This is a genomic window from Micromonospora pallida, assembly GCF_900090325.1.
GTDB classification, from domain to species: domain Bacteria; phylum Actinomycetota; class Actinomycetes; order Mycobacteriales; family Micromonosporaceae; genus Micromonospora; species Micromonospora pallida.
The window spans coordinates 1,105,922-1,124,121 of sequence record NZ_FMHW01000002.1; the positions used below are offsets into that span (position 1 = coordinate 1,105,922).

Below are 18,200 nucleotides of genomic sequence, written 5' to 3' on the forward strand. Positions count from 1 at the left end.
TCCAGCTCGACGGCGGCACCTCGGACCGCCACTGCAAGGGGTAGCCTGGGCGCGGGAGCCGTCCGAAGGCGATCGGGTCGACCCCGTTAGGTTTCGCTGCCAGGTCCGGTCTGTCCTTCAGTGCCCGGCACCGGTCGGGCTCGGCATCGCTGAGGAGACAGACATGGCGGTAGGAGTGTTCGCGGGCATCGCGGTGCGCGACTATGACAGCGCCCTGGAGTGGTACAAGCGGCTGCTCGGTGCTGAACCGACCTTCTATCCGAACGAGATCGAGGCGGTCTGGCAGTTGGCCGAGGATCGGTACGTGTACATCATCCAGGATCCCGACCGGGCCGGCGGAGCTGTCAGCATGATCTGGGTCGACGACCCAGCCGCCGAGGTTGCGAGGATTTCCGGACGGGGCCTGGAGCCGGTCGACGTTGAGAAGCACGGCTCGGTCTGGAAGTACGTCTTCCACGACAGCGACGGCAACGAGACCGGAATCGGCGGAGAGGTCTCGACGACCGGATGATCAGTGGCCCCGTGCTTCAGGCGTGGTGACCTCGGACCACTCTTCCCCGTCCCCCGTAGTTAGATCGACCGCCAGTGAACTGCCATCCCGTGTGCCGTTGACCCACCCGACTGGGCCTTTCGGCTCACGTCCGAGGAGACCGCCGCTCTGTATCAGGAGTTGCGGGACGTCGTCGACCGCTACCGGCGGGATGCGCCGGAAGTGAGGGCGGATCACGGTGGTCCAGGACCAGGGTGTGCTCTCGCGGCGAAGCAGCGACCGCGACCAATGGCGAGGCACATCTCGGCTGGGAACTGTGGGCGGGGGATCAGGGCGCAGCATAGTCACGTCCCGGGCTGCTGTGGGGGGAGGCACCGGCCCTGCTCAGTATCTCCGCCGCGCTGCGGACCACGGCCCGGTCCACCATTCGTCCTTGGTCGTCGACGGCCACCCCTGATCCGTCCCGCTCGGCCCGCTCCAGGGCGTCGAGGATCCGCCGGGCGGTGGACACTTCCTCGGTGGTGGGGGTGAACACGCCGTTGATGGTGGCGAGTTGGCCGGGATGCACGGCGCTGCGGGCCCGGAAGCCCTGGCGCAGCAGGGCACGGCTGGTCCGCTCCAGCCGTTCGGGGTCGTGTAGGAGGGTCTCGACCGGGCCGACCGGCGGGGTGATCCGGGCCGCCGCCGAGGCGACGACGACCTGGGAGCGGATCGCGGCGAACTCGGTGCGGTCCGCGTCGGGTTGCAGGCCGAGTTCGCCGGCGAGGTCCGCCTCGCCGATGCCCAGTCGCAGCACCCGGGGCGCGGCGGCGACCTGCGCGCAGGCCAGGGCACCCCGGGCCGTCTCGATCAGCGCCACTACCCGGAACGTCCGTTCCGGCAGGCCGAGCCGCCGCTCCGCGACCAGCAACCCCCGATCGACCTCGTCCAGCAGTTCCGGCTCCGCCTTCGGTACCCAGATCCCAACCACCGTCGCGGTGAGCACCGCCAAGTCCGCCTCGACCTGGTCGCTATTGATCCGTACCCAGTGGGCCACCCCGACCGGCGCGTTCCGCAGGTGCGCGGCGACCGTCTCGCGGGCCTGCTCCTTGCGGGCAAGGGCGACGGCGTCCTCCAGGTCGAGCACGAGCGCGTCGGCGTCCCGCCCGGGTGCCTTGTGCAACAGGTCCGCGCGGTCCCCGGGCACGTACAGGTAACTGCGGGCGACGTCGGTCACGCCGGTGCCCTGCCGGCCCGGGGCACGTACCGGCCCTGCGGGGTGCCGGTCACCTTGCCGTCGACGAGCACGTGCTCACCCCGGACGAAGGTGTCGGTCACCCGCGCGGTCAGCTCGAAACCTTCGAACGGCGTGTACTCCTGCGTCGACTCGGAGTCCTCGGCCCGCACCGTCCAGGTCGCGTCGGGGTCGACCAGGCAGAGGTCGGCGTCGTACCCCTCGGCGATGGCTCCCTTGTCGGCCAGGCCGAACCGGCGGGCCGGGTTCCAGGAGGTGAGCGCGGCGACGGCCGACAGCGGCAGGCCGCGACGGCTGCCCTCGGTGACCAGGCCGGGCAGCAGGTACTCGGCACCGCCGAAGCCGGACTTGGCGAGGAACACGTCGTCGCGGGGGTTGCCGAACTTCAGCTCGTCCTTGCAGCAGGCGTGGTCGCTGACCACCCAGTCGATCCGGCCGTCGAGCAGGTGCCCCCACAGCGCCTCGACGTCCTCCCGGGGCCGCAGCGGCGGGTTGACCTTGCCGCCGAGCCCGTGGGCGGTGGTGATGTCGGCCAGCAGGTGCCCGATGGTCACCTCCCGGCGGAAGTCGATGTGCGGGAACGCCTCGGCCATCCGCAGGGCCGCGTCGAGCGCCTTCGCGGAGGAGAGATGCAGCAGGTTGATGGTGGGCAGGCCGGTCTCGTGGGCCAGGTACGAGGCGATCGAGACGGCGAGTCCCTCGGAGTGCGGCGGCCGGGAGGCGTGGTAGGCGGCCAGCCCGCTCAGGGTGCCCTCCTGTTCCACCCGCCGGGTGTAGGCGCTCATGATCTCGGCGGTCTCGCAGTGCAGGGACAGCGAGATGTCCGAGGCCAGCTCGGGGAAACGCTCGCGGGCCGCCTGTACCCCGCGCATGACGAACTCGAAGTGGGCGTAGTCGTACCGCTCCCCCTCGGGGATCATCAAAAAGGAGTTCTGGTCGGCTGAGCGGCCGTGCAGGCCGTGGCTGCCGTAGAACATGAAGATCTTGAACGAGGTGACGCCGAACTTCTCCACCAGGTCGGGGATCTCGTCGATGTGCTCGCTCATCATCGGGGCGAGGTGGAAGCCGTAGTCGATGTAGGAGCGGCCGGCGCTGGCGGCCAGCACGTCGGGGAAGAAGTTCTCGTAGCGTCCGCCCCGGTTGAGGTAGTACTGCCCGGTACGCATGTAGGTCAGCGCGGTGGTCACCCCGCCCTGGGCGGAGGCGCGGCTCTCGGAGGCGGTGTCCTCGCTCAGCGGGTTGTAGATGCCCCAGTGCTGGTGGGCGTCGACCACGCCGGGGAAGGCGAGACGGCCACCGCCGTCGACCACGGTGTCGGCCTCTTGCGTGTCGATGCCGGGCGCGACGTGGACGATCCGTCCGTCCCGGACGCCGATGTCGGCGGACTCCACGTCCGGCCGGTCGTGCCGGACGACGCGGACGTTGCGCAGCAACAGGTCGAAGGATGTCATGGTCTCACTCCTCGGAGGGGCAGGCGCTGGCGAGCGAGGTCGGTGCCGGCGTACCGGCTGGCGGGGCGGTGTTCACGGCGGCGAGCAGGCCGGTCAGCCGGCGTACGTCGGCGGCCTGGTCCAGCCGGCCGATCTCCTGCTCGACCTGGGTGGCGACGTCCGGTGCGAGCCGTCCGGCGACGTTGTGGTGAAACTTCAGCGCCAGCTCGGCGGTGGAGAGCGGACGCTGCGGGCCACCCCGGTTGGCCAGCACCTCTGCGGCCCACACCCGGCCGTCGCGGGTGACCACCCGCAGCACCGCCGGGAACTGGTACGGAAAGATCGCATCGCACCGGTCGTCGGGTACCACCTCGACCCGCGCCATCAGCGCCCGGCGGACCGGGTCGGCCGCGAGGGCATCGGTGAAGTCGTCCGGGCCGACGCCGAGGACGCCGCCCCCGCACAGCCCCGCGACCACCGCGTACGGGCCGCTGAACTGTGCCTCGTAACCGGTGCGTGGAGCCCGCTTGCGGTCGATCGGCTGGCCGATCGTGCGGATCACCGGGGTCGGCACGCCGAGGGTGATCTTGTCGATGTCCGCGACGGCCAGTCCCCGTTCGCGCAGGGCGATCGCCGCGTCGATCGCGGCGTGAGTGAAGTGGTTGGCCGGGTAGGGCTTGAAGAAGATGCCCGGCACCGCCCACCTCGCCCCGAGTCCGTCGACGATCTCGGTCGGGTCGAACTCGCCGCGCAGGAACGCCTGGAAGAAGCCGAAACGCCCTTCCAGTACCGTCGGCGGGCCGCTGATGCCGTGTTTGGCCAGCGAGGCTGCGGTCACCGCGGCGTGCGCCGCCCAGCCGCAGTGAATCCGCTTCACCGTGCCGCCGGTGCGGTTGGCCTCGATCAGGCCGGCGGCCATCGACGCGGCCACGCCGAGGCTGTCCAGGGTCTGCCCGGCGTCCAGACCGAACAGGCGGGCGACGGCGACGGCCCCACCGAGGGTGCCGCAGATGGAGGTGGCGTGCTGGCCGTGCTCGAAGAAGACCGAGTTGCCGGCGGTGCGGTCGTAGCCGGCCATGCCGACCCGGATGCACACCTCCAGACCTACGGCGATGGCGGCCACCGTCTCCCGGCCGCTGGCACCCGTGAGCTCGGCGGCGGCCAGCGCGGCCGGGACCACCGAGGCGCTGGGGTGCAGCACCGAGGGCAGGTGGGTGTCGTCGTAGTCGAGGGAGTGGGCCAGCACGCCGTTGGCGAAGGCGGCGAGAGCGGCCGGAACCCGGGTGTCCAGGCCGATCGCCCTGGCCTGGCCCCGGCCGCCCTGCTCGCCTACGTAGGCTAGGGCCGCCTGGCTGGTGGGCAGCGGGGACGCGGCGACGCAGAGCCCGACGACGTCGAGCACCCGGCGGCGTACGCTGTCGACCACCTCCGGCGGCAGTCCGGCGGCCGGGGTGTCGGCGGCGAAGGCGGCGAGGCGCTGCCCGAGGGTCCGCTCAGCCACGGCTGACCACCGCCAGGGGGCGCACCGGCGAGCCGGTGGCACCGAACAACGGCAGCGGGATCATGACGAAGGTGAACTCGTACACCTCGTCGCGGGCGAGTTCCTCCAGCGCCATCGCTTCGATGAGGTAAATGCCGTGTTCGACGAGGAGGATCCGGTGCGCGGGCAGGCTGGTGTGCCCCTGGCCGGGGGGCAGGCACTCGAAGGCGATGGTGTCGGCCCCGACGGCGTGCACCTGCCGCTCGGCCAGCCACCCGGCGCCGGCGCTGCTCACGCCCGGTACTCCCGAGTCGCGGCCGACGTAGACGCTGCGGTCCTCGTGGCCGAAGAACCGGCCCCAGCCGCTGCGGATCAGCACCACGTCGCCCGGTTCCACCGGGGTGCCCTGCCGGCGGGCGGCGGCGTCCAGGTCGGCGGGAGTGATCTCGTAGCCAGCCGGGCAGTGCTCGCCGAGCACGGCGGGGACGTCGAGCAGCACCCCACGGCGCAGCATCGGCTCGACGGTGTGTACGCCGAGTTCGGTGAACCGGCCACCGGCCTGCGCGTCGGCCGCGTCGGCGCCGCCGTGCAGCCGGCCCTCGTGCGACACGTGGGCGAGGGCGTCGACGTGGGTGCCGACGTGGGTGCCCATGACCAGCAGGTCGTTTGCGGCCGAGCCGCCGTCGGCGCGGACCATGTCGCCGTGGCGGCGGGGCATGCTGAGCCAGAACGGCGGGTGGTTCGGCGACTGGGGCATGCCGATCGTCAGTAGCCGGCCGAGGTCGTAGATCTGCGCACCGCCGCGTACGGCGTCGAGCAGGCGGTCGGCGGGCCTTGCGGTGATGGTCACGGTTCCTCGCGTTTCAGCAGGGTCGGCGACGTCAGGAGACGATGTCGCGGTCTCGGAGGCCGGCGATCTCGGCCGGATCGCAGCCAAGTTCGTCGATCAGCAGGGAGTCGGTGTCGGCACCGGGCGCACGCCCGGTGAACCGGATCCGGCCGGGGGTGGCCGACATCCGCCACATCACGTTGTGCATCCGCATCGGCCCGAGGTCGGGGTCGTCGACCACGGTGACCATGCCGGTCTCCCGTACGTGCGGGTCCTCGACGATGTCCCGGGCGTCGTAGACCGGGGCCACGGCGGCACCCGCCTCGGTGAACGCGCGGCTCACCTGCTCGCGGGTCCGGGCGCCGATCCAGTCGCCGACGTACTTGTCGAGTTCGTCGGCGTGGGCGGCGCGACCGGCGCCGGTACGGAACCACGGCTGCTCGATCACCTCCGGATGCCCGACCAGCCGCAGCACCCGCTCGGCGATCGCCTGGGCGCTGGTCGACACCGCGACCCAGGTGCCGTCGCGGGTGCGGTACGTGTTGCGCGGGGCGTTGTTGGTCGACCGGTTGCCGTGGCGGTGCTCGACGATGCCGAGTTGGTCGTAGACGGTGGGGCCGGGGCCGACCGCCGCCATGATCGGCTCCAGCAGGCTCAGGTCGATGACCTGGCCGGTGCCGCCGTTGCGGTCCCGGTGCCAGAGCGCCATCATCACCGCCGACGAGGCGGCGATGCCGCAGATGCTGTCGGCCAGGCCGAACGCCGGCAGGGTGGGCGGGCCGTCCGCAGCACCGGTGAGGTGGGCGAAGCCGCTCATCGCCTCGGCCAGGGTGCCGAAGCCGGCCCGGCCGGCGTACGGGCCGGTCTGACCGAAGCCGGTGATCCGGGCGATGATCAGGCGGGGGTTGACCCGGTGCAACTCCGCCGGCCCGACCCCCCAGCGTTCCAGCGTGCCCGGCCGGAAGTTCTCCACCAGCACGTCGGCGTTCTCGGCCAGGCGCAGCAGCAGCGCCGCCCCCTCCGGGGCGGACAGGCTCAGCCCGACCGTACGCTTGTTGCGGGAGATCTCCTTCCACCACAGTGGCTGCCCATTCTTGGACTTACCGTGCCCACGCATGCTGTCGCCGGCGGTCGGGTGCTCGATCTTGATCACGTCAGCGCCGAAGTCGCCGAGGATCTGGCAGCACAGCGGCCCGGCCAGGATCGTCGAGACGTCCAGCACCCGCACTCCCGCGAGCGGTCCGTCGTTCACCAGGTCCACCTCCCCATCCCCGAATCGGTGTCGGCCGGGCGGGTACGGGGTGCCCCGCCCAGCGGTCTCGTGTCGGTCCCCGTCGCCGGGGCGGCCTGGTCTAGCCCGGATCGGCGGGCGTCCGCGCCCCCGGGATCCGGTAGCCGAGCTCGGCGGAGATCTCGCCGGCCGCCGCCGCGACCAGGGCGCCGTGCGCCGCGCAGACCTGTGGGGTGAACCGGTCCTGCGGCCCGCACAGCGAGATCGAGCCGAACACCTGCCCGGTGCCGTACCGCACCGCCGCGGCGACGCTGCCCGCCCCGTTCTGCCGTTCTCCCATGCTCACCGCGTAGCCCTGCTGCCGGACCAGGGCCAGTTCGGCGCGCAACGCGCCGGGGTCGGTGATGGTGGACGGAGTGACCTGCCGCATCGGCTGGGCGAGGTACTCCTCGACCTCGGCGTCGGGCAGGGCGGCGAGGATCGCCTTGGACGACGAGCCCGAGTGCAACGGGTGGCTGGTGCCCAGGGACACCGACATGCGTACCTCGTGCGGCGACAGCACCTGGTCGATGTAGACCCGCAGCCAGCCCTGCCGCACCGAGAGCGTCGCGGTCTCCCCGCTGTCGCGCACCAGGTGGACCAGGTAGCGGCGGGCGGTGTCCGGCACGTCCAGGGCACGCAGCGCGGCCAGTCCCACCGCCAGCGCGCCGGCGCCGAGCCGGTACCGCTTGGTGTCCTCGTTGAAGCTGAGGAAGTCGTCGGCCACCAACTCCTTCAGGATCCGGTACGCCACCGCCTTGGGCAGGCCCAGTTCCCGCGCGATCGTCGACACGCCAAGGGTTTCCGGCGCCCGGTCGGCGATGATGTTGATGACGTCGAGGGCCCGGCCGAGGCCGGAGCGGACGCGGGTGTCGTCCCGCTCGACGAGGGGCGTGGTGGTCATGGCTGTCCTCACTGTCGATGTACCTGGGCGCAGGGACGGCCGGCGCTCACGGCGGCGCGGGCGTACCCGGCGGCAATCCCGCCCATCGTCGCGGCCGTTCCCGGGCGACCACCAGCGCCACGGCGGCGAGCACCACGGCACCGGCGAGACGCTGCCGCCCGGCAGTGCCGACGGCGGCGTCACCAACGCGGTCCCACGCGGGTCACTGGTGTCCATCGGCCCGGATCGTCACGGCGGTGTTGCCCCGCAGGGCATTGGAGTACGGGCAGAGCCGGTCCGCCGCCGCCACGGCCCGCTCCAGGTCACCCTGTGGGCAGTCGGGCGCGGACACCGCCAGGGCCACGGCGATGGCGTACCGGCCGTCGCCGGTCGGCCGCAGCGACACCGACGCAGTCACACTGGTCGAACCGGTGCGTACGCCTTCCTGGCGGGCGGCCACCGCGAGGGCGCTGTCGAAACAGGCGGCGTAGCCGGCGGCGAAGAGTTCTTCCGGGTCGGTGCCCGGGGCATCGGGACCGCGCTGCGCGGGGCGGGTCAGGTCGACCCGCAGCGTCCCGGTCAGCGACCGTGCCGTGCCGCCCCGCCCGCCGCTGACCCGCACCGTCGCGGTGTAGGTGACCTCAGCCGGTACGGTCGCTCCGCTCATCGCGCCGTCTCCTCGGAGCCGCTGGCGTGGACCTGGGCGGCGACCGCGTCGGCGAACGCCTCGGGCTGTTCGTCGGCGACGAAGTCGGTGCCGCCGGGGATGGTGACCAGCGGCGCGTGGGGCAGCGCGGCCCGCACCACCGGGGTGAACCGGTGCACCAGATCCGCGTCGCCGTGCAGCAGCACGGTGGGGATTCCGGTCTTCGTCAGGGCTTCGGTGTCGAGTTCGTGGTCGAAGACCGCCCGGTAGGCCGTGGCGTAGTCCGGGCCGGTCAGCAGGTACTCGGCGACCTGCCGGTCGGCCTCCGCCGGGGTGAGCCGGGGGTAGAGGCCGTACACCCGGTCCCAGATCACCCGCAGGTGGCTGCCGTCGCGGTCGGGGACGTAGCCCGGCGCGTACGACGTCTTTTTCTCCTGCCGCTCCTGCTCGTCGTAGAGGGGCAGGCCCTGCAGGATGAGCCGGTGCACCCGCTCCGGGTCGCGCAGGGTGGCCTCGGCGGCGACGACCGCGCCGGTGTGCTGCCCGAGCAGGTGCACCCGGCCCAGGCGGAGGGCGTCGGCGGCCTGCCACAGCCCGGCCGCGTACTCCGGGATCGACCAGGGACGCGGCGGCGGGTCGGAGAGGCCGAATCCGGGGGTGTCCACGGCGACCACCCGCAGACCCCGGGCGGCCAGTGGGGCCAGCGCGGTGTCGTAGGTGGCCGACGACAGTGGGGACTGGTGCACGATGAGCAGCACCGGGGCGTCGTCGTCGCCGGCCGTACGGTAGTGCACCTGGCCCCACGGCACGTCGACGTAGCCACGCCGCCCGGTTCCGCGTGCCCGGCTGGTTGCCTCTCGCTCGCTCATGCCGTCACCGCCATGGCCGCCATGACCTCCACCACGTGCTTGATGCCCGCCCGGTAGTCGTCGAGGCGGATGTTCTCGTTGGGGCCGTCCACCCCGGAGTCGGCCCGGGACACCCCGACGCCGACGATCGGCCGGCCGGCCAGCACCCCCTGGTTGCCGATCCACTGTGTGTACGGCTCGATCACCGGCTCGGTGCCGTACACCCGGCGGGCCGCATCGGCGACCAGCGCGACGAACGGGTCCCGGTGGTCGGTGACGTTGGGCCGGCTGGTGGCCATCACCTCGACGTCGAGGTCACCGAAGCCGGTGGCGGCCAGGTGCCTGCGGATGGCGGTGAGCACCCGGTCCGGGTCCTGACCGGGCACCAGCCGGATCTCCAGCTTCGCCGAGGCGGTCGCCGGGATGCCGAGGGTGACGTCGTCGCGCATGTCTCCGCCGGCGATGCCGGTGACGGTCAGGGTCGGCACGGTACGGATCGCCTCGGCCGCCTGCCGGTCGTCCAGGCCGCCGGTGAAGCCGTCGACGCCGGCCCGGCGACGTAGGAACTCACCGTCGAAGTCCACCTCGGCCAGCAGGTCACGCTCCGCGTCGGTCAGCGGGCGTACGTCGTCGGCGAAGCCGGGGACGGTGACCGTGCCGTCGGGCTCCTGCAGGCGGGCCAGCGCGGCGGCCAGCCGGGCGGTCGCCGCCGGCAGCAGGACGGTGTTCTGGCTGGTCAGGTCCCGGGGCAGGGTATGCGCGGTGAGCCGGAGGTACAGCACACCCTTCTCGGCGAGTTTGAGCAGCAGCCGGTCCTGCCCGTCCACCCAGGAGTTCTCCCAGAGCGTCCCGTCGCTGGTCAGCCGTTCGGCGTGGGCCGTGACGAACGAGCCCAGACCGGGGCTGTGCAGCCACTTCTTGCCCTCCACGATGAACCGGCTGGTGACCGGCGGGGTGAGCCCGGCCAGCCGCCAGGCGGCCACCGCGTGGATGCGGGACATCAGCGCGCCCTTGTCGTCGGCCACCCCCCGGGCGTACAGCCGGTCGTTGTGGATCTCGGCGGCGTACGGCGGGCTGATCCAGTCGGCGTCGTCGCCGGCCGGCTCCACCTCCACGTCGTAGTGGGTGAAGTGCAGCAGCGACCGGTCGGCGGCGCCGGGCACCTCGGCCAGCACGTACGGGTAGGAGTGTTCCCACTCGATGACGTCTGCCTGCCCACCCCAGTTGCGTACCGAGGCGGCGATGAACTCCGCGGTGCGGACCATCTCCTCGGGTTCCTGGCGACGGCTGCGGATGCGGCAGAGCTGTTGCAGTTCCTCGACGAACTCGTCGAAGTGGGCGTCGACTGCGGCGAGCGCGGCGGCGGTGTCGGGGTGGGTCATGGGCTTCCTCCCGCTGGTCGGGGGTGGTGGCAGTTCAGTGGATGGTCACGCCGCCGTCGACGAAGATCGTCTGGCCGGTGACCATCGCGGCGGCGGTGCTGAGCAGGTACGCGACCGCGTTGGCGACGTCGGCGGGCTCGGCCATCCGCCCCAGCGGGATGGTGGCCAGCTTGTCGGCGAGGTACGTGGCATCGCCGCGTACGTCGGTGGTCATGTCGGTGGGCACGATGGTCGGACCGACCGCGTTGACGCGGACCTGGTCGGGGGCCCACTCCAGGGCGAGCACCCGGGTCAGGTGCAGCACCCCGGCCTTGCTGACGCAGTAGCCGACGGTGTCGAGCACCGCGATGTGTCCGTTGGTGGAGCCGAGGTTGACCACCGCGCCCCGGGCGGCGCGCAGGGCCGGGTAGGCGGCCTGGCACATCCGGAAGGTGCCGGTCAGGTTGACGTCCAGGACGGTGGTGAAGTCCTCCTCGGACATGGTCGCCGCCGGCCCCCGGCGGACCACCCCGGCGTTGTTGACCAGCAGGTCCAGCCGGCCGTGCCGGTCGAGCACCTCGGCCACCAGGTCCTGACAGGAAGGCGCGGAGCGGACGTCGACCCGGTGCCGGGTGTGCGTACCGCCGGTCAGGCCGGCCCAATCCTGCGCCACGTCGGCCTGGGCCACGGTGGCTCCCCGCTCGGCGAGGGTCGCCGCGATCCGGGCACCGATGCCCCGCGCCGCGCCAGTCACGAGGGCGACCCGCCCGTCGAACCTGTTCGGGTTCATGCGCCGATCACCTTGGTGTCCTCGGCCCAGAAGGCGAGGCGGCGTTGCAGCAACTGGATGACGAAGTGGGCGACCAGCCCCATCACCGAGAGCACCACCAGCACCGCGAACATCCCGGCGATGTCGAAGTTGTAGTTGGTCTGCAGCAGCAGATAGCCCAGACCTTCCTTGGCGCCGATGAACTCGCCGACGACCGCGCCGAGGATGGCGAAGACGATGCCGATTTCCAGCCCGGCGAAGATGAACGGCAGTGCGCTGGGCAGCCGGACCATCCGGAAGATCTGTGCCTTGCTCGCGCCGAACACGGTGAGCATCTGGATCCGGTCGGCGTCGGCGGCGCGCAGCCCCTCGATGACGTTGACCAGCATCGGGAAGAACGAGATGACCGCGGCCATCACCACCTTGCTGGTCAGGCCGAAGCCGAACCAGAGCACGAACAGCGGGGCCAGCGCGACCTTGGGCACGGTCTGGAAGGCCACGATGTATGGCATCAGCGTCGCCTCGACCACCTTGATCTGGGAGATGACCGTGCCGAGCACGACCGCCGCGCCCACGCCGATGACGAAGCCGAGCAGCGCCTCCTGGGTGGTCACCCAGAAGTGGCCCCAGAACTGGGCGTCGGTGAGCTGCCGTTGCAGCGCCTCGACGATCTGCGACGGCCGGGGCAGCACGTACTCGTCGACCTCGAGCAGTTGGGTGCCGTACTCCCAGGCGACCACGACCACGACGAACACGGCCGGGACCAGCCAGAGCTGGGGTCGTTCCCGCAGGTCCAGCGGGCGCCGGGCGGGCCCGTCCGGCTTCGGCGCGCCGGCGCGCGGGCTTGTGTCGACCACATCGGTTGTTGCCATGGCGTCCCCTTGTCAGTCGATAACGCCGGCGGCGTTGAAGTGGCTGCGGATCCGGTCCACGTACACCCCGGCCCGGTCGGAGGACATGACACTCAGGTCCCGCGGGCGTTCCAGCTCGATCGGCACGATCTCGGCGATGCGTCCGGGGCGTGGGCTGAGCACCACCACCCGGTCGGAGAGGAACACCGCCTCCGGGATCGAGTGGGTCACCAGCACCACGGTCTGGCCGCTCTCCCGCCAGATCCGCAGCAACTCCACGTTCATGTACTCGCGGGTCATCGCGTCGAGCGCGCCGAACGGCTCGTCCATCAACAGCACCGCCGGGTCGTGCACCAGTGCCCGGCAGATGCCGGCCCGCTGCTGCATGCCGCCGGACAGCTCGTGCGGGTACTTCCGCTCGAAGCCGGAAAGGCCCACCATGTTCAGCAGTTGCTGGGCGCGTTCGCGGTGCTTCGCGCGATCCAGTTTCTGGATCTCCGCCGGCACCATGATGTTGTCGAAGATGGTGCGCCAGGGCAGCAGCGTGGGGGCCTGGAACACCATCCCGACCTCGGGAAGGGGCTTGCTCACCTCCCGGCCGGCGATGCGCACGGCGCCGCCGGTCTTCGGGCTGAGGCCGGCGAGGATCTTCAGCAGGGTGGTCTTGCCGCATCCCGAGGGTCCGACGACGGAGACGAACTCCCCGCGCCGCACGGTCAGGTTGATATCACTGAGTGCCTGGGTCGGGGCCGACCTGCGCGGCTGATACCGCTTGTCGAGACCGACGACCTCGATCCAGGAACCCTGCGACACCGCTGCCGGCTGCTGTGTCCGGCGACCCACCGCCTTGATGGCCATCGACATCCCTTCCGCGTCCGCTGCTGCTACTTGGTGTAGTTGGCGGCCTTGTCGAGCACCGCGGCCTTGTCGAACTGGTTGGCACCGGCGAGCAGGCCCGGCTCCCACAGGTCGGCCAGCGCCACCTCGCCGGTGATCTGACCGGCCTCCCTGGTGTACGCCTGTGTCTTGGCCCACTCCTGGTCGTCGATGGCGCCCCAATCAGCGAAGTCTTTGGGGTCGCCGGAGGCGGGGGTGGCCGTCTTGAGCCATGCCTCCAGGCTGCGCACGTCGTTGGGGAGTTGCTCCGCGGCCTGCTTGCCGGCGAGGATCTGCGGGAAGACCTGGTAGCCGATCCGCATGGCCGCCTCCGGGTTGTTCGCGGAGAACAACATCGCCTTGTACGCCGCCCGCAGGAACCGGGTGTACACGTCCTTGTTGTCGTCGAGGCTGCGTGCCCCGACGGCGAAGCTCAGCGAGCGGATGCCGTCGAAGGTGTCCGGGTTGTCCAGGTACTTCAGGGTCGTACCGGCGTTCTCGATAACCGCGTACGCCTGGGTGTAGAGCGCCAGGACGTCGACCTGGCCGTCGTTGAGCGCGGCGGCGGCCTGCGCGCCGACCCCGACGGGCAGCAGTTCCACGTCCTTGGCCGGGTCGAGACCGGCCGCCGCGACGTAGGCCCGCGCGTACGGCGCCGAGCCGGACGCGAGGCTGATCACGCCGATCTTCTTGCCGCGCAGGTCGGCACCGCCGCTGATGGTGCTGTCCGGCTTCACCGCCATCACCCACGGCCAGTTCTGGACCAGGCCGCCGATCGCCTTGACCGGCACGTTCTTCTCCACCGCGCCGAGGATGGAACCACTGTCGGCGGCGGTGACGTCGGCGCTGCCGGTGGCGACCGCCTGCAGGGCGGCCACCGATCCGTCGGTGTTGATCGTCTCGACGGTCAGCTTCTCCTCGGCGAAGTACCCCAGTTCCTTGGCCACCGCGAACATGGCGACCTCTTCCTTCGGGCCGATCACCGCGGAGGCGATGGCGAAGGTCAACTCCGCCGGGGCGCCCTCCTTGGCGCTCGACTCCCCACCGGAGCCCCCGCATCCGGCCAGTGCCACCGCAGCGACCAACGCCGCCGGCAGCAAACCCCACTTCTGCTTCATCCGAACACCTCGTCAACGATTGGAAGGAAGGACTGTTCAGCCGGCTCTGCCGGCCGGGATGAGGACTGTTCAGCCGGCTCTGCCGGCGTGGATGAGGACTGTGGCGGTCCGGGGTGGATGGTCAGCGGGAAGCGGCTTCCCGCTGCGCCACCACCACCGCCAGGTCGTTGAAGACGTGCTGTTCGACGATCAGCCGGTCACGGACGCGGAACACGTCGGCGTACCGGATCCCGTCGAACGCGGTGCCGTCCGGCCACTGCCCGTACAGCCGGCCCAGCGAGGTCACCGCGATGTCGTCGCCGTCGGTGCCGACCAGGTACCGGTCGCGGTGCTTGCGCACCCACCGGTAGGTCCCGGTCGACGCCGCGACCATCTCGTCGAGGGAGCCGAAGTGACGGCCCCCGGGGAACACCAGCCGGGCGCCCGGCGCGAGCAGCCGGCCGGCCCGGTCGAGCTGCCGGTCCTCGCATAGCTGGAGGTAGTGGTCCACCAGGCTGGCCGGTTGCGTCAGGTCCATCAGCCGCTCTTGCCGCGCAGCGCCGCCTCCCACTGGTCCCGCAGCGGGTGCTCGGCGGGACCGTCCTCGGTGAGGATGCGCATCAGCCGGATCAGCAGTGCGTCGCGCTCGGAGTCGAGGAGCTGCTGCTCGTCCTTTTCCGGGGCGAAGCCGTCGACGTCGCCCGCGCCGAGCACGTCCCGGCGGACCAGCAGCGCCTCCACGACCCGGAGCCGTTGCCGGGTCACGTGCAGCTCCGTGGAGAGCTGGAGCACCAGGTCGAACAGCTTGCCGGACCGGGGGTCGCCGAAGTAGTCGAACTCGTTGCTCATCACGCCTCCGGCTTGGTCGCGGAGAGTACGGCCCAGGGGAAGTGCCACTCGGAACGGTCGCCCCAACCCTCCGGCTGCATGCCGTTGCGGCGCTCGTCGAACGGCGTCCACGTGGCGTCGGTCAGGCCCACCTCGGCGCAGAGCGCCACCAGGTCGGAACCGAACAGCGCGTGGAAGAACGGTTCGTTGTTGCGTTCCGCGTGCTCATAGACGGTCGCGTCGCGCAGCGGGTCACCGGTGAGCTGGAACTCCAGGAACCGCAGTGCGCCGCCGGGCCTGAGCAGCCGCGCGGCCTCCGCGATGGTCTCCTGGATGGCCTCGGCCGGCATCTCGTGCAGCACCATTGTCCCGGTGACCACATCGCAGGAGCCGGCCTGCAGGCCAGTGGCCCGCCCGTCGCCCTGGCGGTAGTCGACGGCCAGCCCGGCCGCCTCCGCCTCGGCGTGCGCCAGCCGCAGCCCGGGCGCGGCCAGGTCGATCCCGATGATCTGGGCAGTCGGGTACCGGCCGGCCAGCGGCCGGGTGCTCTTGCCGAACCCGCAGCCGATGTCGACGACCCGGGTCGCCGCCGGCAGGTCGGGCAGAGCGGTGTCGGTGAACAGTTTGTGGAACTTGTAGCCGTCGTTGTCGCGCAGCATCACGATGCGGGCGCCGAACTCGTAAACGTAGGCGGACATGTCGTCGGAGAAGAAGCCGCCCGGCTGGATGTGGATGTCGTAGTCGGTGTACCAGTCCGGCAGCGCCAGGTCGGGGTCCAGTTGCAGCGAGCCCACCGGCTGGGCGGGGATCGCCGCGAGCTGCTCGGCCAGTTCGTCGCGGCGGCTGAGCACCGCGTCGCCGGCGGTCTTCCACAGCATCTTCTGCTGCACCCGCTCCAGGTGGCTGAACCACGGGTACAACGACAGCTCCCGCAGCGCCCGGCCGGCCTCGGCGATGTCCTCCGCCTGCCCGCCGGTAGCGGCGTACTCCCGGGTCAGTGCCGGGTAGACGGTGTCTGCCCAGCGCTTGCGCAGGCCGAGGACGAAGTCCACGGCCGAGCGCTCGTCCAGCGTGAGGCGTTTCTCGATGTCCAACAACTCAACTCCTCTGGGTCGGGCCGACCGTGCGGGTCAGGGTCGGTTGCGGTACGGGTCGAGCGGTCGGCCGGGCGCCGGGGATCGCCGGCCTACGGCACGGGTCAGTGGGCATGGCTCACCAGCTCGGCGGCGGGTGTGTCGTGGCGGCCGAGGAAGGCGCCGGCCAGCCGGCCCTCGTAGACCGCCTCCAGCGCGGTGCGGGGGGCGTTGGCGTCACCGACCAGGTGGACGGTGGGCCCGTCGGGCAGGGCGTCCAGTTCGCGGAACAGGTCGTCGACGGCGACCGCCGAGCCGGCGTCGACCACCGCGGTGACGTCGTCGAGGGTGGTGTCGGCGTCGGCGAACGGGCCGGTGAGCGCCACCGTAGTGGCGTCCACCGCACGGACAGTGCGCATCGAATGCACCGCGACCCGCAGGTCGGCGAAGCGTTTCAGCAACGCCAGCCGGGAGTACGTGGTGATCCGGGCGGCGACCCCGGCGATGGGCGAGACCAAGTGCACCCTGCCGCCCCGCCGCGCGATGCCCTCCGCGACGGACGCAGCCGCCCAGGTCCCCTCGTCGTCGATCACCACGAACGTGCCGGCCAGTCGGGTGCCGCCGGGCGGCGCGACGAGATCCGTCACCGCCTGCCACAGGTCGAGCACCGGTGGTCCGCCGGGCAGCGGTCGCCGGGCCGGGCGGGACCCGGTAGCCACGACCACGTCTTCGTAGCCGCCGGCGAGCACGGCGTCGACGCCCGGCCGCCAGCCGAGCCGCACGTCGACGCCGGCCGACCGGATCTCTGCGGCGAGGTCGCGGGTGAGCAGGCCGAGGCGCTCCCGGCCGGGCACCCGGGCGGCGACGGCCACCTGCCCGCCGAGGTCGTCACCGGCCTCGGCCAGGCTGACCTGGTGCCCGGCGCGACGGGCGGCGACGGCCGCCGCGAGACCTGCCGGTCCGCCGCCGACCACGAGCACCCGGCGGCCACCACCGGCGGCGCTGGCCAGTTCCCGCCAGGCGGTACGCCATTCCCGCTCGGCGCCGACCTCGGGATTGACCACGCAGGAGATCGGCAGGCTCGCCTCCAGCCGGCCGATGCAGCCCTGGTTGCAGGCCAGACAGGAGCGGGCCTCGTGCTGGCGGCCCTCGGCCGCCTTGTTGACCAGATGCGGGTCGGCGATGTGTGGACGGGCCAAACCGACAAGGTCGGCCTCGCCGGCGGCGACCAGTTCGGCGGCCTCGGGCAGACTGTCCAGGCGGCACACTGCCAGCACGGGCAGGTCCGGAAACTCACGCTTGAACCGCGCCGCGTGGTGCCGGAACGGGGCGTGGCCGAAGCTCATGTCCGCCATCTGGGTCGCCAGCGAGTAACTGCCGTGGTAGGCGGAGTGGCTGACGTGGACGTAGGCGAGCGGGAAATCGTGCTTCAGTCGGGCGACGATCTCCACCACGGCGTCCGGGTCCAGTCCGCCGGGAAGGAACTCGTCGGCGCTGACCCGCAGCCCGACGGGAAGGTCCGCGGCCGACAGCACGGCGGCGAGCACCTCGCGGGTGAGGCGCAGCCGGTTGTCCAGGCTGCCGCCGTACGCGTCGGCGCGCTGGTTGGTGTGCGGCGACAGGAACTGTTGCAGGAGGTGGCCGTGTCCGGCGTGGACCTCCAGCCCGTCGAAGCCGGCCCGGTACATCCGGCCCGCCGCCGCGGCGAACGCTTCGACGACCACCGCGACGTCGCGGTGACCCATCGCGTGCGGTACGTGCGCACCGGCCGCCCACGGCACCGGTGAGGAGGACCAGGCGGCGGTGCGGGTGGCGTCCCCGTTGGCCTGCCGTCCGGCGTGCATGATCTGGGCGAAGATCCGGGCGCCGTGCTCGTGGACCGCGTCGGTCACCGCCCGGTAGGCGGGGATGACCGCGTCGCTGAAACTACCCAGGCTGATGCTGCGCCCGGCGCTGGTCGGGTGGACCCGGATCGCCTCGGTGATGATCAGACCGACACCGCCACGGGCCCGTTCGGCGTGGTACGCGGCCAGCCGCGCGGTGGGCTCGTTCCGGTGCCCGAAGTTGGTGGTGTGGCCAGGGACGAAGACCCGGTTGCGCAGGCGCATCGACCCCAGATGCACCGGGGTGAGTAGTGATCGAAGCTGTCCGTCGTTGGCCATGCCCACGGCCTCCCGTCTGGACGGTGTCCGACACACCGAACCACGTTCGTTCGGTTGAGCCACACGCCGTTCG

18 protein-coding genes are annotated in these 18,200 nt (G+C 71.7%); 1 reads left to right on the top strand and 17 read right to left on the bottom strand.

Annotation, left to right across the window (positions count from 1 at the left end; translation table 11 throughout):
• The first annotated feature begins 163 nt into the window (after window positions 1-163).
• Window positions 164-511: a VOC family protein gene (locus GA0074692_RS04945; protein WP_091639809.1), complete on the top strand. Its 348-nt coding sequence runs from the start codon at window positions 164-166 to the stop codon at window positions 509-511.
• 307 nt (window positions 512-818) lie between these two features.
• On the opposite strand, the gene GA0074692_RS04950 is transcribed toward GA0074692_RS04945, so the two are convergent.
• The 17 genes from GA0074692_RS04950 to GA0074692_RS05030 form a co-directional block, all read right to left on the bottom strand.
• A complete protein-coding gene (locus GA0074692_RS04950; RefSeq protein WP_091639811.1) occupies window positions 819-1,706 on the bottom strand; it encodes an HpcH/HpaI aldolase/citrate lyase family protein in 888 nt (295 codons plus the stop codon).
• Window positions 1,703-3,175: a dihydroorotase gene (locus GA0074692_RS04955; protein ID WP_091639812.1), complete on the bottom strand. Its 1,473-nt coding sequence runs from the start codon at window positions 3,173-3,175 to the stop codon at window positions 1,703-1,705. The genes GA0074692_RS04950 and GA0074692_RS04955 overlap by 4 nt, the downstream gene beginning before the upstream one ends.
• Window positions 3,176-3,179: 4 nt before the next feature.
• The gene (locus GA0074692_RS04960) at window positions 3,180-4,655 is read right to left on the bottom strand and encodes an MmgE/PrpD family protein (protein ID WP_091639815.1); all 1,476 of its coding nucleotides are present in this window, start codon (window positions 4,653-4,655) and stop codon (window positions 3,180-3,182) included.
• Window positions 4,648-5,484, bottom strand: a complete 837-nt coding sequence (locus tag GA0074692_RS04965) for a cyclase family protein (RefSeq protein ID WP_091639818.1) — start codon at window positions 5,482-5,484, stop codon at window positions 4,648-4,650. The genes GA0074692_RS04960 and GA0074692_RS04965 overlap by 8 nt, the downstream gene beginning before the upstream one ends.
• Window positions 5,485-5,515: 31 nt before the next feature.
• A complete protein-coding gene (locus GA0074692_RS04970) occupies window positions 5,516-6,715 on the bottom strand; it encodes a CaiB/BaiF CoA transferase family protein (protein ID WP_091652620.1) in 1,200 nt (399 codons plus the stop codon).
• Window positions 6,716-6,815: 100 nt separating this feature from the next.
• A complete protein-coding gene (locus GA0074692_RS04975) occupies window positions 6,816-7,637 on the bottom strand; it encodes an IclR family transcriptional regulator (protein WP_091639819.1) in 822 nt (273 codons plus the stop codon).
• Window positions 7,638-7,839: 202 nt separating this feature from the next.
• On the bottom strand, window positions 7,840-8,283 hold the full coding sequence (locus GA0074692_RS04980) for an Ohr family peroxiredoxin (protein ID WP_091639821.1): 444 nt from the start codon (window positions 8,281-8,283) through the stop codon (window positions 7,840-7,842).
• The gene (locus GA0074692_RS04985; RefSeq protein ID WP_091639824.1) at window positions 8,280-9,131 is read right to left on the bottom strand and encodes an alpha/beta fold hydrolase; all 852 of its coding nucleotides are present in this window, start codon (window positions 9,129-9,131) and stop codon (window positions 8,280-8,282) included. The genes GA0074692_RS04980 and GA0074692_RS04985 overlap by 4 nt, the downstream gene beginning before the upstream one ends.
• A complete protein-coding gene (locus tag GA0074692_RS04990; RefSeq protein WP_091639826.1) occupies window positions 9,128-10,492 on the bottom strand; it encodes a M20/M25/M40 family metallo-hydrolase in 1,365 nt (454 codons plus the stop codon). Before GA0074692_RS04990 ends, GA0074692_RS04985 begins: the two co-directional genes overlap by 4 nt.
• Before the next feature lie 34 nt (window positions 10,493-10,526).
• Window positions 10,527-11,261, bottom strand: a complete 735-nt coding sequence (locus GA0074692_RS04995) for an SDR family NAD(P)-dependent oxidoreductase (protein WP_091639829.1) — start codon at window positions 11,259-11,261, stop codon at window positions 10,527-10,529.
• Window positions 11,258-12,112, bottom strand: coding sequence for an ABC transporter permease (locus GA0074692_RS05000; RefSeq protein ID WP_091639831.1), 855 nt, complete (start codon window positions 12,110-12,112; stop codon window positions 11,258-11,260). The genes GA0074692_RS04995 and GA0074692_RS05000 overlap by 4 nt, the downstream gene beginning before the upstream one ends.
• A gap of 12 nt (window positions 12,113-12,124) precedes the next feature.
• Window positions 12,125-12,949 (bottom strand): ABC transporter ATP-binding protein, encoded by an 825-nt coding sequence (locus tag GA0074692_RS05005; protein WP_176738306.1) that lies wholly within the window; start codon window positions 12,947-12,949, stop codon window positions 12,125-12,127.
• 26 nt (window positions 12,950-12,975) lie between these two features.
• Window positions 12,976-14,085: an ABC transporter substrate-binding protein gene (locus GA0074692_RS05010; protein WP_091639834.1), complete on the bottom strand. Its 1,110-nt coding sequence runs from the start codon at window positions 14,083-14,085 to the stop codon at window positions 12,976-12,978.
• Between the two features lie 121 nt (window positions 14,086-14,206).
• A complete protein-coding gene (locus tag GA0074692_RS05015; RefSeq protein ID WP_091639837.1) occupies window positions 14,207-14,602 on the bottom strand; it encodes a nuclear transport factor 2 family protein in 396 nt (131 codons plus the stop codon).
• Entirely contained in the window at window positions 14,602-14,913 is a 312-nt protein-coding gene (locus tag GA0074692_RS05020; RefSeq protein ID WP_091639839.1) for a hypothetical protein, read from the bottom strand. Before GA0074692_RS05020 ends, GA0074692_RS05015 begins: the two co-directional genes overlap by 1 nt.
• Window positions 14,913-15,989 carry a class I SAM-dependent methyltransferase gene (locus tag GA0074692_RS05025; RefSeq protein WP_091639842.1) on the bottom strand — a complete coding sequence of 359 codons (1,077 nt, stop codon included), beginning with the start codon at window positions 15,987-15,989 and terminating at the stop codon, window positions 14,913-14,915. The genes GA0074692_RS05020 and GA0074692_RS05025 overlap by 1 nt, the downstream gene beginning before the upstream one ends.
• Window positions 15,990-16,090: 101 nt before the next feature.
• A complete protein-coding gene (locus tag GA0074692_RS05030) occupies window positions 16,091-18,127 on the bottom strand; it encodes an oxidoreductase (protein ID WP_091652626.1) in 2,037 nt (678 codons plus the stop codon).
• Window positions 18,128-18,200 lie beyond the last annotated feature (73 nt).